At 55.7% G+C, this 13,554-nt stretch carries 11 protein-coding genes; 3 read left to right on the plus strand and 8 right to left on the minus strand.

What is annotated here, in order from left to right:
• Positions 1-84 precede the first annotated feature (84 nt).
• Both glyS and glyQ read right to left on the minus strand, forming a co-directional pair.
• The gene (gene glyS, locus HUF18_RS04535) at positions 85-2,145 is read right to left on the minus strand and encodes a glycine--tRNA ligase subunit beta (RefSeq protein WP_225691288.1); all 2,061 of its coding nucleotides are present in this window, start codon (positions 2,143-2,145) and stop codon (positions 85-87) included.
• A complete protein-coding gene (gene glyQ / locus HUF18_RS04540; RefSeq protein WP_225691289.1) occupies positions 2,145-3,122 on the minus strand; it encodes a glycine--tRNA ligase subunit alpha in 978 nt (325 codons plus the stop codon). Before glyQ ends, glyS begins: the two co-directional genes overlap by 1 nt.
• A gap of 288 nt (positions 3,123-3,410) precedes the next feature.
• Here glyQ and HUF18_RS04545 point away from each other — a divergent pair, with 288 nt between their 5' ends.
• Complete coding sequence (locus tag HUF18_RS04545) at positions 3,411-5,480, plus strand: BCCT family transporter (protein WP_225691290.1); 2,070 nt, start codon at positions 3,411-3,413, stop codon at positions 5,478-5,480.
• Here the strand turns inward: HUF18_RS04545 and HUF18_RS04550 are convergent.
• Positions 5,472-6,104, minus strand: coding sequence for a sensor histidine kinase (locus HUF18_RS04550; protein ID WP_145467303.1), 633 nt, complete (start codon positions 6,102-6,104; stop codon positions 5,472-5,474). The two genes, HUF18_RS04545 and HUF18_RS04550, sit on opposite strands and share 9 nt — an antisense overlap.
• A 16-nt stretch (positions 6,105-6,120) precedes the next feature.
• Positions 6,121-7,761 carry a tetratricopeptide repeat-containing response regulator gene (locus HUF18_RS04555; protein ID WP_225691291.1) on the minus strand — a complete coding sequence of 547 codons (1,641 nt, stop codon included), beginning with the start codon at positions 7,759-7,761 and terminating at the stop codon, positions 6,121-6,123.
• Between the two features lie 151 nt (positions 7,762-7,912).
• On the opposite strand from HUF18_RS04555, the gene HUF18_RS04560 reads away from it, so the two are divergent.
• On the plus strand, positions 7,913-8,821 hold the full coding sequence (locus HUF18_RS04560) for a lysophospholipid acyltransferase family protein (RefSeq protein WP_225691292.1): 909 nt from the start codon (positions 7,913-7,915) through the stop codon (positions 8,819-8,821).
• 128 nt (positions 8,822-8,949) lie between these two features.
• On the plus strand, positions 8,950-9,855 hold the full coding sequence (locus HUF18_RS04565) for a lysophospholipid acyltransferase family protein (protein WP_186435815.1): 906 nt from the start codon (positions 8,950-8,952) through the stop codon (positions 9,853-9,855).
• Positions 9,856-9,900: 45 nt separating this feature from the next.
• On the opposite strand, the gene HUF18_RS04570 is transcribed toward HUF18_RS04565, so the two are convergent.
• Genes HUF18_RS04570 through trkA form a run of 4 tightly spaced genes read right to left on the minus strand, consistent with a single transcriptional unit; the run spans position 9,901 to position 13,519 of the window.
• Positions 9,901-10,095 (minus strand): zf-HC2 domain-containing protein, encoded by a 195-nt coding sequence (locus tag HUF18_RS04570; protein WP_225691293.1) that lies wholly within the window; start codon positions 10,093-10,095, stop codon positions 9,901-9,903.
• Positions 10,092-10,682, minus strand: a complete 591-nt coding sequence (locus HUF18_RS04575; RefSeq protein WP_225691294.1) for a sigma-70 family RNA polymerase sigma factor — start codon at positions 10,680-10,682, stop codon at positions 10,092-10,094. The genes HUF18_RS04570 and HUF18_RS04575 overlap by 4 nt, the downstream gene beginning before the upstream one ends.
• A 2-nt stretch (positions 10,683-10,684) precedes the next feature.
• On the minus strand, positions 10,685-12,133 hold the full coding sequence (locus HUF18_RS04580) for a TrkH family potassium uptake protein (RefSeq protein ID WP_145467293.1): 1,449 nt from the start codon (positions 12,131-12,133) through the stop codon (positions 10,685-10,687).
• 12 nt (positions 12,134-12,145) lie between these two features.
• The gene (trkA, locus tag HUF18_RS04585) at positions 12,146-13,519 is read right to left on the minus strand and encodes a Trk system potassium transporter TrkA (protein WP_145467291.1); all 1,374 of its coding nucleotides are present in this window, start codon (positions 13,517-13,519) and stop codon (positions 12,146-12,148) included.
• Positions 13,520-13,554: the final 35 nt, after the last annotated feature.

A 13,554-nucleotide genomic window follows, 5' to 3' on the forward strand; every position in this document is an offset into this window, starting at 1 on the left:
TGAAATAGAAGGGTAGTAAATGAGGAAAGGCAGCCTAACTCAGGCTGCCTTTTTATGTGCTTACGCAGGTCAATTAATAATTAATTATCCCTGCAGCAATGAAATATCGGCGATACCGATAAACAATCCCTGCAGTTGCTTCAGCAGTGCGAGGCGGTTGTTTTTCACAGCTTCGTCGTCGGCCATTACCATCACGTTGTCGAAGAAGGCATCAACCGCTACGCGCAGACCGGCAAGTTCGGTCAGTGCGGCACTGTAATCGCCCTGTGCCATTAATGGTTCAACGGCCTGCTGTTTGGCAGCAACCTGTTCGGTCAGTGTTTTTTCTTCGGCCTGGGCGAGCAGGGCAGAGTCCACTCTGGCTTCCACTTTGTCGCCACCATTTTTCGCCAGAATATTCGACACACGCTTGTTGGCAGCAGCCAGTGCTTCGGCAGCGTCCAGTTTATTGAACGCGTGAACGGCCTGTACGCGGCGGTTAATATCCAGCGCGTTGGTGATACCCAGCGCACGGACTGACTGGAATACGCCGGCCGGAATACCTTCGTCGGCATACCAGGCGCTGAAGCGATCAAGCAGGTATTCGGTCAGAGTGGCTTTGGTTTCGGCTTTAGGTGCGGTTGCCCAATCCGAGCCAATGGCCCAGTCGATCAGGTCGCTCAGATCGATATTGATTTCTTTTTCAACCAGCAGACGCAACACACCCAGCGAGGCACGACGCAGGGCGAACGGATCTTTGGAACCGGTCGGAATCTGGCCGATACCAAACAGACCCACCAGGCTGTCGAGACGATCAGCCAGCGCAATCAGCGTACCGGTTTGGCTGGCCGGCAGTGCGTCACCGGCGAAGGCCGGCATATATTGCTCAACCATGGCGGCGGCAACATCGGCGTGTTCGCCATCGTGCTCGGCGTAGTATTTACCGGCCAGACCCTGCAGGTCGGTGAATTCGTACACCATGCTGGAAACCAGATCGTTTTTGCACAGCTGCGCGGCACGCTCCACCAGAGCACTGTCGGCACCGGTTACTGCGGCGATACGGCTGGCCAGCTTACCGATACGGCGGGCTTTATCGGCGATGGAACCCAGGCCATTCACCCACACCACGTTCTCCAGTTTGGCGAAACGGCTTTCCAGTTTCTGCTTACGGTCGGTGTCCCAGAAGAAGGCCGCATCCGACAGACGCGGACGGATCACTTTTTCGTTACCGGAAATCACCTGCGCCGGATCTTTCGATTCGATGTTGGCGATGGTGATGAAGTTTGGCATCAGCTTGCCGTCTTTCATCACGTGGAAATATTTCTGGTGTTCTTTCATCGAGGACACCAGCGCTTCCGGCGGTACGCGCAGGAAGTCTTCGTCAAACGAACCGGCCAGTGCCACCGGCCATTCGTTCAGCGCGGTCACTTCGTCGAGCAGGTCGGCGTCGATAACTGCTTCGCCACCCAGCTCTTTGCCTTTGGCGGCAACCTGTTCGTTGATCAGCGCAGCGCGCTCAGCAAAGTCGGCCATCACATAAGCGGCACGCAGTTTGTCCTGATATTCCGCCGGATTAGCGATGGTGATTTCACCCGGCGCGTGGAAGCGGTGACCACGGGACGTGTTGCCAGCCTTCAGGCCCAGCACTTCGCCGTCAACCACGTCAGAGCCGAACAGCATCACCAGCCACTGCACCGGACGTACGAATTCAACGCGCGAAGCGCCCCAGCGCATACGCTTGGGAATCGGCAGCTTGTCGAGGCTGTTCTGCACGATGGCCGGCAGCAGCTCAACGGTGTTTTTGCCCTTAATCGTGCGCTGAATCATCAGCTTGCCATTCTCACCGGTCTGCAGATCGGCTGCGGTTGCACCGGCACGGGCAGCAAAGCCTTCGGCGGCTTTGGTTGGCTTACCCTCGGCGTCAAAGGCGATATTGGCTGGCGGGCCGTAGAGGATTTCTTCCTGGTCTGCCTGCTGGGCTTCGAGTGCTTCGATGCGCACCGCCAGACGGCGTGGTGCGGCGAAAGAGACAACGGCACCAAAATTCAGAGCGGCGTCTTTCAGGCCTTGTTCGATGCCGGAGGTGAATGCGGCAGACAGGTTTTTCAGCGCCTTCGGTGGCAGCTCTTCGGTACCCAGTTCAACCAGAAAATCTTGCTTACTCATTACTTCTTCTCCTGGGCAGCGGCTTTTTCTTTATCGGCCAGATAGCGTGCGAGCACGTCGGCGCGGTTGGCTTCGTCCGCCAGCGGGAAGCCTTTTTCGGCGCGGCTGTTGAAGTACGCCTGAGCCACGGAACGGGCCAGGGTACGTACGCGCAGGATGTAACCCTGACGCTCGGTGACCGAGATAGCGCCACGGGCATCCAGCAGGTTAAAGGTGTGGGAGGCTTTCAGTACCTGCTCGTAAGCAGGCAGTGGCAGACCGGCTTCGATCAGGCGCGCACAGGTTTTTTCGTACTGGTCAAAGGCGATGAACAGGAAATCGACATCGGCGTGTTCAAAGTTGTAAGCCGACTGTTCCACTTCATTCTGGTGGAATACGTCGCCATAGGTCACGGCTTTGCCATCCGGACCGTAGGTCCACACCAGGTCGTAAACGGAGTCTACTTCCTGCAGGTACATGGCAATACGCTCCAGACCGTAGGTGATTTCACCGGTCACCGGGAAACACTCAAGGCCGCCGACCTGCTGGAAGTAGGTGAACTGAGTCACTTCCATACCGTTCAGCCACACTTCCCAGCCCAGACCCCAGGCGCCCAGGGTTGGCGATTCCCAGTTGTCTTCGACGAAGCGGATATCGTGCACCAGGGTGTCTATGCCCATGGCTTTCAGGGATTCGAGGTATTTTTCCTGAATATCCACCGGGTTTGGCTTCATCACTACCTGAAACTGGTAGTAGTGCTGCAGGCGGTTAGGGTTTTCGCCGTAACGGCCGTCGGTCGGACGGCGGCTTGGCTGCACGTAAGCAGAGCTCCAGTTTTCCGGGCCGATGGCGCGCAGGAAGGTCGCGGTGTGAAAGGTACCGGCGCCCACTTCCATATCCAGAGGTTGGTTAATCACACAGCCCTGTTCGGACCAGTATTCCTGCAGGGCGGCAATCAGGCCCTGAAAGGTTTTGACGTTGTGGCGACTCTGACTCACGGTGGAATTCCTGTGTTGGCAAGGCCAGAGCTTGTTCAGACTAAGTGAATCAGGCCCTGAATGCTGTTCGCAAAATAAAAAGACGCCGGATTATAGCAGCGATGCGCCCTGAGAACAGGGGCAGCGTGCCGGCCGAACCCTGCAGGGGTTGTAATCAGTTGAGGGGTTTGTCAGGGTTAAAAAGCATTGTCCTGCCACCGGCAGGGTGGATTTCCGGAGTTGCCCGGCGCGAATTACGTGCGCTGGCGGGCAAAGAGCCTGAGCGCTCTGGCATAACACGGAGGCTTTATGACCACTTCAACGGACTCTGTCCGCAAGCAATCAACATCGCCGCTGGCCGAACATAAGGCCGTTCAGTCGACTGTGCTGCTGCCGGTATTTATTCCTACGGTACTTATCGCAGCGCTGCTGATCATCGGGACTATCGCCAATCCGGCGCTTGCCGGTGAGGTATTCAGCAGTGCACTGAGCTGGATCACCAGCACCTTTGGCTGGTTTTATATGCTGGCGGTGGCCATTTTTCTGCTGTTTATCGTCGGGGTGGCGATGTCGGGCTGGGGCAATATCCGCCTCGGGCCTGACCATGCCGAACCCGAATACAGCTTTCCGGCCTGGTTTGCGATGCTGTTTTCGGCAGGCTACGGCATTGCCCTGTTGTTTTTCGGTGTGGCTGAACCTGTACTGCATTATTCACAACCGCCGGCGGGTGCGGCGGAAACCATTCCGGCGGCGCGCCAGGCGATGCAGATTGCGTATTTCCACTGGGGCGTTCATATCTGGGGGATCTACGGTCTGGTCGGGCTGGTGCTGGCCTATTTTGCTTACCGTCATGGGCTGCCGTTGTCGATCCGCTCGGCGCTGTATCCGTTAATTGGCGAGCGCATTTACGGGCCGCTGGGGCATGCGGTGGATGTGTTTGCCATTCTCGGTACTTTGTTTGGTCTGGCAACCACGCTTGGCTTGTCGGTGGCGCAGATTAATGCCGGTATACATTACCTCTGGCCGGCGATACCGGTCAGTACCACGGTGCAGGTGATTGCGATCTTCACTATCACGCTGGCGGCGACAGCCTCGGTGGTGGCGGGGATGGATAAAGGCATTAAAAACCTGTCGATGCTGAATATGGCGCTGGCCATCTTCCTGCTGGTGGTGGTGTTTTTTATTGGCCCGAGTATCCACATTCTGGAAACCTTCCTGCAGAACACCGGCGATTATCTCAGCGGTCTGGTGGCGCGTACCTTTAATCTGCAGGCTTATTCGCGCAGTGACTGGATCGGTAACTGGACGCTGTTTATTTTCGGCTGGACCATCGCCTGGGCGCCGTTCGTTGGTTTGTTTATTGCCAAAATCAGCCGTGGCCGCACCATCCGTCAGTTTGTTTTTGGCGTACTGGCGGTGCCGACCCTGTTTACCTTCCTGTGGTTTTCGGTGTTCGGCGATACCGCGCTCTATCTGATTATGAATGAAGGCCTCAATACCCTGATTGCCGATGTGCAGGCCGATCATGCGGTGGCGCTGTTTCAGCTCTACGATCAGCTGCCCTGGTCGTCGTTTTTATCGCTGCTTACGGTGTGCCTGATCATTACCTTCTTTGTTACCTCATCGGACTCCGGCTCACTGGTGGTTGATTCTCTTGCCTCCGGTGGGGCGCTGGAAACTCCTCTGTGGCAGCGCATCTTCTGGGCTTTTCTGGAAGGCACCATCGCGGCTGTTCTGTTGCTGGCCGGTGGCCTGAGTGCGTTGCAAACCATGACCATCGCCAGTGCTCTGCCGTTTGCGGCCATTATGTTGGTGGCGGTTGCCGGATTGTGGCGGGCGCTGGTGATTGAAGGGCACCGGGCTTCGAGTCTGAACTCAGCCGCGTCGACCCGCCCGCATCAGCAGCAGGGACAGTGGCGCCGGCGTCTGGCAGGTCTGGTGGATTTTCCGGATGCCACACGCGTTGATGGCTTTATTGCCACCACCGCAGTACCTGCGCTGGAGCAGGTTTGCAAAGAGCTGGTTCAGCACGGCTGGCGGGCGCAGGTTGGGCACGATGCCGCGCAGGCCAGAGTCTGGTTGCAGGTGCAAGGTGGTGACGAAGTGGACTTTATCTACGATATCCGCCGCACATTACAGCCTTTACCGGCGTACAAAGCGCCGGCAGATGGTGAGCAGTTTGCCCGTGCTGAGGTGTATCTGCGCCGCGGCAGTCAGGGCTATGACCTGTATGGCTGTGATCAGCAGGAGGTTATCCGTGATCTGCTTGATCAGTTTGAGAATTATCTCAATTTCCTGCACATCACCCCTGGCCATCTGCCCTGGGAAACCGCCGGCTACGATGAACTCAGTACCCCGGCAGAAGGCCGCTCAGGGTAAGTGAACGCTGACTGATGCACCGCCTTCCTTACGGTTGGCGATGTGCACACTGCCGCGCTCCTCGCCCTGTTTGTGATGGCCGGCAATCAGCTCAACAAAGAACAGGCCCAGACCAGAACCTTCGTTTTTGGTGGTGTCTTTTTCACCGGCGAGCACGGCTTCGTCGAAACCGTGGCCGTTATCTTCAACGCAGACAGAGAGGCCATTGCTGTCATCGGCGGTCAGGCGGATTTGCGTAGCACCGGCCTGAGCGCTGTTGGTGATTAAGGTGATAAGCGCCAGATGAATCAGGGTTTCGTTGTAGAAGCCCTGACAGTCTTCACTGATGTCGTTGGAGAAACGGATACCCGGATATTGCAGGCTGGTGGCTTCAATCGCATCGGCGGCGGTGTCGCGTGGCCAGGCATCGTCCATCGGAAAGTGTGATTTCTGTTCGAGGCGGAACAGAGTCACCATTTGCATAGTGTCGTTTTTCAGCCGGTTGGTGCGCTGCAAAATGGGTTCAAGGTGTGTGTGATAACGTTTGGGAATGCGTGCCAGTGCTTCCTGTTCGTAGTCGAGCAGTGCCTGCAGCTGATTTTTCAGGTCGTGCACTACGGCGCCGACCAGATGTTCAAATTTCATGGAAACTTCCCGTGTCCTAAAGACCTGCGGCCCGCTTCAGGCGCATAAATGTGCCCTTCAGACGCTCGTATCGTTCATAACGTTCATCGTTATTGCCAATTTTGCCAATACGTTGAAAGTAGCGGTAGCAATCTTTTAACTGGCCGATGTCGATCTGGGTATTTTCGATCAGGCTGATTTTCGCCTGAATAGCATTCAGCAGTACGCTGACACCGGCCTCATCATAAGAGGCGGCCTCGTCAAAGGCGGTGATGGCGTCGGCAAATTCACCTTTTTCGTAGTGGCCCACACCACGGGCATTCAGGGCGGCGGTATGGTCACGGATGACCATCTGATTCAGGTTTTCTTCCAGCGATTGCAGCTGGGCCAGTTCGGCGGCGGCCAGTCCCTGTTTTTCCAGTGTGCGCATTAATTTTTTGGCTTTTACATGTTGTCCTGTGTCGATATAGGCTTCCGTCATCTGCAGCTGCTGCTCGTGGCTGGGGTCTTTCATGCGCTGCAGAATTTCTTCAGCACGCTGGGCCGATGCACGGGCTTTATCTTCATCATTAAGGGACGTATGAGTCTTGCCTTCAACGATGCTGGTTTCAAACATTATGCTGTCCTGACCGGCGTAGTCCTGACGCAGCTCATCAATGGCTTTAAAAGCTTTTTCGACGCGGGTGCGTTGCTCGCGGCTCTGCTCGCCGGCTTTTAATTCGTGGTGCACGGTGCGGGCAAATTTCAGATAGTTGCCGGAATTTTTGTAGCAGGAATGGCGGCCAAGTTTGATGGCCTGTTCGAAGGCGGCTTCGGCGACCGGGAAATCGCCATTATTGTATGCCAGTTGTCCCAGCTCCATCTGCCGCAGTACGGCTTTGGGGGATATTTCCACCGCTTTTTCCAGCTGCTTCTGCGCGCCTTTGGCATCGCCCAGACTGCGCAGAATGGTGGCAGTCCAGTCGTAACACTGCACATACATCGGATGAACAATTAATGTCTGCTTGAGCAGGGCCAGTGCACTGCGTGAGTCGCCGAGAAAGTGCATACAGATAGCCTGACCAAGACGGGCCCAGGATACCGAGCGCTTGTTCAGCAGTTCTGAATAAATTTTGATGGCGTCGTTGTAACGCTTCTGGCGGATATAAAGTTTGCCGAGGATACGGGTAACCGGAATCATCAGTTTCGGATTGTTTTCCAGTACGGCTGCCGCCAGTTCTATCGCTCGGTCGGTATCGCCCTGATCAATGGCGCTATCAACTTCCGCTAATTCCAGTTTGGTGGTCAGGATGCGGGTCAGGCGTTCTCGCAGCATGTTCAGGGTAAAGGGCTTGGTGATGTAGTTATCGGGTTCGTATTCGAGTGCCCCCATCACCATTTCGACGGCGTTCTCACCGGTAACCAGAATAAACAGGGCGGTGGCGCGCAGGCGGTTGCAGTAACGCGCCTCTTCCAGAATCTGCTGACCGTCTTTGCCTTTGCCGAGGTTGTAATCGGACAGCACGATGTCGTATTCACGCTCCATGATAAAGTCCATGGCTTCGCGGCCATCGGTAGCCGTATCTATCTGCGTGGCACCAAGGATGGTGATCATCTTTTTCAGTGCGCTGCGGGCTTCTACCAGATCATCAACGACAAGGATGCGTTTTTCTTTGAGGGCGAGTTCAAGATTAATCATATTCGCGGTCATCTACGTGGTGTTCTGAGTCTAGCAGAGCAACTGATGGATGCTGTTGCCGGGCTTATGTTTGTTGTCTCTGCGTCGTCTCAGTTGTGCCTGTTGCATGAGACAGGCTGCAGGTACACTTCAGGCTCTGCAGAGGAGTTGCATGTTGAAATCTCTTTTAGGCTACATACTGATCGGACTGATTAAGTTAGTAGGACTGACACCGTTAAAGACGGCGCAAAAATTGGGGCGGGGCATAGGCTGGCTTCTCTGGTCTTTCCGCAGTCGTGCCAGAGAGGTGGCGCGGGTAAACCTCGGACTTTGTTATCCGGATATGGCACCTGAGCAGTGTGATCGGCTGTTGCGTGACGCTTTGCTGCACAGCGGTATGACAGCGGCAGAGATGGGGCCTTTCTGGGGTTACAGTCAGCAGGAGGGCCTGAAGCTGCTGAACAAGGTTCACGGTGGTGAGCTGCTGGACAGGGCGCTTGCGGATGAACGGGGTGTGTTGCTGCTGATTCCGCACCAGGGAAATTGGGAGCTGACGAACAACTTCATCTCGGGCCAGAGCCCGGTAACCTTTATGTACCGGCCGCTGAAGAATCAGGTATTTAATGACTGGATGGTGAAGCGGCGGGAGATGCTGGGTTGCAATCTGGTTCCGACTACCGGTGCCGGAGTTAGAAGACTTTTTGAGGTATTGCAGTCTGGTGGGGTCGTGGGCTTTTTACCCGATCAGGAACCCAAACGCCGCAGCGGCGTGTTTGTGCCTTTTATGTCAGTGCCGGCACTGACGCCCAAATTACCCGGGGAGTTACTGAGAAAAACCGGCGCAATTGCCCTGATGGTATGCGTCGTCCGGCTGCCCGATGCCCAGGGTTTTGATATTCATATTTCTGAGCCCCCTTCAGGTATTTACGCGGATGATCCCGAAGTCTCGGCAGCGGCCATGAACCTTGCAATTGAGCGCTGTATCGCGCTGTGCCCTGAGCAGTATCAGTGGGAATACAAGCGCTTTAAACATCGGCCCGAACATGCGCTGAGCCCTTACGCCAAAGCCGGGGTGCCCTGATTCCACGGTGGCGGCCGGGCCTCAGCAAGCCATATTATTAATCTTTAAGAACAGTTCTGATCCTGTGCCGGTCTGTTGCATGATATGTGGTAACCGGTACACTGCGACTCCCGCACAGGAGTCGTATTGTGAAATCGATCATTGGTTATCTGGCGATAGGGCTGATTAAGCTGCTGTCCCTTACTTCTCTCTCTCTGGCACAAAAAGTTGGTCGTGGTCTGGGCTGGCTGTTATTGCAACGCCGCACCCGCGCCCGTGAAGTGGCCCGTCTCAATCTGTCCCTCTGTTATCCACACCTGAGCGAAGCAGAGCGCGAAGATCTGCTGGCTGAAACACTGGCAGAAAACGGCATGATTCTCGCTGAAATGGGGCCGATGTGGGGCTACGCTCCCGAGCGGGCGGCGGGTCTGATCCGCAATGTTATCGGCGAAGATGTGCTTGATGAAGCGATCGCTGATCCCCGTGGCCTGATTCTGCTGGCGCCGCATCTGGGCAACTGGGAAATCATCAACAACTACATCTCCACTAAATGCCCGATCACCATCATGTATCGTCCGGCCAAAATACCGGTATTCAATAACTGGATGGTTGCCCGCCGTGAAGCGGTGGGTTGTAAGCTGGTGCCGACCACCCGGGCCGGTGTAAAAGGGTTATTTGATGTGCTCAATGACGGTGGAATGATCGGCTTTCTGCCGGATCAGGAGCCACAAAAGAAAAGCGGCGTGTTTGCGCCTTTTATGGGCATAGAAACCCTGACGCCGAAATTACCGCATGACATGCTGAAAAAAACCGGTGCCATAGCCATTTACGGTTTTGCCAAGCGCCTGCCCAATGCCGAAGGTTTTGATATTTATTTTATCCGTGCCGATGACGATCTGTACGCTGACGATGTGCGTGTGTCGGCTACGTCAATGAACCGCAGTATCGAAGAGTGTGTTTCGCACTGTCCGGCACAATACCAGTGGACCTATAAGCGTTTTAACCGCTTCCCTGAAGGCGGGCCGACGCGCTACCGGATTGCGAATATCCCATAAGGTGTCTGAATTAGGTGGCGGGCTCTGGTCTGAAGCGTACAGGCGCTATTGATTGCTGTCGTCTTTATCCTGTGGATGGGATGCTTTGGTGAATCGTCGCAGCAGATGCATCTGTTCACCAAAACGGCGGCAGCCAGAGCAGATAAGGGTGTGAACTTTCAGTTCGGCCTGCTCTTTAAGACTGAGCGGGCGCTCCTGAGCTTCAGACATCAGGCGTGTGGCCTGCTGACAATTCATCATGTGTTTTCTCCCGCCCCGAACCAGTGATCTTCCAGACATTCGCGCAGCCGCAGCCGCGCGCGGTACAGCAGTACATGCAGGTTACTGGTCGTCAGTTCCAGAGCCGCACAGATTTCCTGGCTGTCCAGTTCGATAAATTCCCGCATCATAAATACCCGTGCCTGTTCTGCCGGTAAGGCATCCAGGCAACGGTCAAACACGCGCCAGAAATGTTCGTCGTGTACCAGTTGCTCCGGGGCGTCCCAGCGTTGCGGGCGATCGTCTTTGTGCCAGTGACCACGCTCATTAAACAATTGGTCGTCGGCCAGACTGCAATCCTTACAGTCATCGATATCTGTCATCTGCGGTTGGCGGTAACGGCCGCGCAGGGCGTCTGCAATTTTGTTCTTCAGAATGGCAAACATCCAGGTCTTAAGGCTGGCAGCGCGGTTAAAGGCCGCGGCATTTTTCAGTGCTCCGGCCAGTGCTTCCTGTACCACATCTTCGGCTTGTTGTTCGTCACTGAGTTGCAGCCGGGCGAAGCTGAGCATCTGCTGACGCAGTTCGTTCAGTTGTCCGTTATCAGTAAAAGGCCGGGAATCATTCATGTTCAGCTGCGCCAGAAGTTAGGGCTTAACAGCACCAGCAGAGTGAAAATTTCCAGACGGCCAAGCAGCATGGTCAGTGCCAGCAGCCATTTGGCGGTGTCGGAAATATTACCGTAATGGGCGGCAACATCACCCAGACCCGGACCGAGGTTATTGAGGCAGGAACCAACAGCAGAAAACGCGGTAACCTGATCCAGCCCGGTGGCCATCAGCGCCAGCATCATCACCATAAAGGTAACGATGTAGACGGCGAAAAATCCCCATACGGCATCCAGAATGCGATCAGGTACGGCGCGGCGGCCGAGCTTGACCGGCATGACGGCATTGGGATGAATCAGGCGGCGGATCTCACGCACACCCTGCTTGTAGATCAGCAACACACGGATGACCTTCATACCACCACCGGTAGAGCCGGTGCAGCCACCGATAAAGGCCATCATAAACAGCAGCACCGGCAGGAAGACCGGCCAGCCGGCAAAGTCGGCGGTGCCGAAGCCTGCGGTGGTGGCGATGGACACCAGTTCAAAGACACCGAAACGGATGGCTTCCGGCAGAGGGTAAGTATCGGTCAGCCACAGTGCGGAAATGGTCAGCAGAATACCGCCGGCCATGACCAGCAGAAAGAAGCGTATTTCTGAATCCTGCAGATAGTGGCTCAGTGTACGGTTACGCCAGGCGAAGAAATGCAGCGAATAATTCATCGCCGCAATCAGCATAAAAAAGACGCAGATGCCTTCGATCAGAGCACTGTTAAAGTGGCCGATGGAGGCGTCATAGGTTGAGAAACCACCAATACCCACGGTCGCGAAGCTGTGGGTGACCGCATCAAAGCCGCTCATGCCGGCAAACCAGTAAGCCAGGGCGCAGCTGATGGTTAAGAAGGCGTACACATACCACAGGGCTTTGGCGGTTTCCGCGATGCGTGGCGTGAGTTTGGAGTCTTTCAGCGGGCCCGGCATTTCCGCGCGGTAGAGCTGCATACCACCAATCCCCAGCATCGGCAGAATGGCGACCGCCAGAACGATAATCCCCATGCCGCCCAGCCATTGCAGCTGCTGGCGATACCAGAGGATTGATTTCGGCAGGTACTCCAGGCCGGTCATTACCGTTGCGCCGGTGGTGGTCCAGCCGGACAACGACTCAAAGAAAGCATCGGCAAAACTCAGGCCGGGATGCTCGGCAATCATAAAGGGCAGTGTGCCGGCGAGACCGAGGGTCAGCCAGAACAGTGCGGCAATCAGGAAGCCGTCGCGGGTACGCAGCTCGTTATGGGCATTTTTTACCGGTAACCAGGACACAAAACCCAGGCCAAAGGTCAGTACCAGAGCAATAACAAAGGCTTCGGTGGCGCCATCGTTAAACCACATCGACACCAGAATCGGTGGCAGCATGGTCATGCTGAACAGCATGAGAAAGATACCAAGAATGCGCGCAATAACCGCAAAGTGCATGGACAGCTCCGCTCAGAAGAAACCGAGACCGACCTGGAACAGGCGCTCGACGTCCGGAATATGGCGTTTTTTCATCACGAACAGAATGACGTGATCGTTGGATTCCACCACCACATCAGAACTGGCCATAATCACATCTTCGCCACGCACAATGGCACCGATGGTGGTGCCTGGTGGCAGTTTGATTTCGCGGATTTTGCGCCCCACCACTTTTGATGAGTTGCTGTCGCCATGGGCAATGGCTTCGATGGCCTCTGCTGCGCCACGGCGCAGAGAGTGAACATTCACTACGTCGCCACGACGCACGTGGGTCAGCAGGCTGCCGATGGTGGCCTGTTGCGGAGACAGCGCCACGTCGATCATACCGCCCTGCACCAGATCGACATACGCCGCTTTGTTAATCAGCGTCATCACCTTACGTGCACCAAGACGCTTGGCCAGCAGCGACGACATGATGTTCACCTCGTCATCGTTGGTCAGGGCGCAGAATACATCGGTGTTTTCGATGTTTTCTTCTTCCAGCAGTGCTTTGTCGGTGGCACTGCCCAGCAGCACCACGGTTTTGCTCAGATTTTCACTGAGGAACTGAGCACGTTGTTCGCCGTGTTCAATCAGTTTGATGCGGTAATCACGCTCCAGCGCTTTCGCCAGACGGTAACCGATGTTACCGCCGCCGACGATCATCACCCGCTTGTAAGAATCTTCTTCGCGGCGCAGTTCGCTCATTACCTTGCGGATATGCTCTTTGGCAGCAACGAAGAACACTTCGTCGTCGGCTTCAATAATGGTATCACCGGTGGGTTCGATGGCTTTGTTACGGCGGAATACCGCCGCCACGCGGGCATCAATATTGGGCAGGTGATCTTTCAGATGGTGAATCGCCTGACCGACCAGAGGGCCGCCGTAATAGGCGCGTACCGCAACCAGCTGTACGCGCTGATCGGCAAAATCCAGCACCTGTAACGCGCCGGGATACTGCAGCAGGCGGCTGATGTAGTTGGTCACCACCTGCTCAGGGGAAATCAGAACGTCGATCGGGAAAGCATCGTTGCGGAACAGCTCAGCCTGCTTCAGATACTGACCGGAGCGGATACGGCTGATCTTGGTTGGCGTACGGAACAGGGTGTAAGCCACCTGACAGGCCACCATATTGGTTTCGTCAGAGTTGGTTACCGCAACCAGCATATCGGCATCATCGGCCCCGGCATCACGCAGGATGCTGGGGTATGAACCGCGGCCAAGAACCGTTTTGATATCGATACGGTCCTGCAGCTCGCGCAGGCGGTCGGCATCGGTGTCGACCACGGTAATGTCATTCTGCTCATTGGCCAGGTTTTCAGCCAGTGTGCCGCCGACCTGACCGGCGCCCAGGATAATAATCTTCATAGGCTCTCAATATTGGTTCTCAGTAGCCTGCGGAC

This window comes from Thalassolituus sp. ST750PaO-4 (genome assembly GCF_020320405.1).
Taxonomy (GTDB): Bacteria; Pseudomonadota; Gammaproteobacteria; order Pseudomonadales; family Oceanobacteraceae; genus Venatoribacter; species Venatoribacter alkanivorans.

Bases quoted from the DNA above. Each gene is read 5' to 3' on its own strand.
- glyS (WP_225691288.1), bottom strand. From the start codon at position 2,145: ATGAGTAAGCAAGATTTTCTGGTTGAACTGGGTACCGAAGAGCTGCCA.
- HUF18_RS04545 (WP_225691290.1), top strand. From the start codon at position 3,411: ATGACCACTTCAACGGACTCTGTCCGCAAGCAATCAACATCGCCGCTG.
- HUF18_RS04550 (WP_145467303.1), bottom strand. From the start codon at position 6,104: ATGAAATTTGAACATCTGGTCGGCGCCGTAGTGCACGACCTGAAAAAT.
- HUF18_RS04555 (WP_225691291.1), bottom strand. From the start codon at position 7,761: ATGATTAATCTTGAACTCGCCCTCAAAGAAAAACGCATCCTTGTCGTT.
- HUF18_RS04560 (WP_225691292.1), top strand. From the start codon at position 7,913: ATGTTGAAATCTCTTTTAGGCTACATACTGATCGGACTGATTAAGTTA.
- HUF18_RS04570 (WP_225691293.1), bottom strand. From the start codon at position 10,095: ATGATGAATTGTCAGCAGGCCACACGCCTGATGTCTGAAGCTCAGGAG.
- HUF18_RS04575 (WP_225691294.1), bottom strand. From the start codon at position 10,682: ATGAATGATTCCCGGCCTTTTACTGATAACGGACAACTGAACGAACTG.
- HUF18_RS04580 (WP_145467293.1), bottom strand. From the start codon at position 12,133: ATGCACTTTGCGGTTATTGCGCGCATTCTTGGTATCTTTCTCATGCTG.
- trkA (WP_145467291.1), bottom strand. From the start codon at position 13,519: ATGAAGATTATTATCCTGGGCGCCGGTCAGGTCGGCGGCACACTGGCT.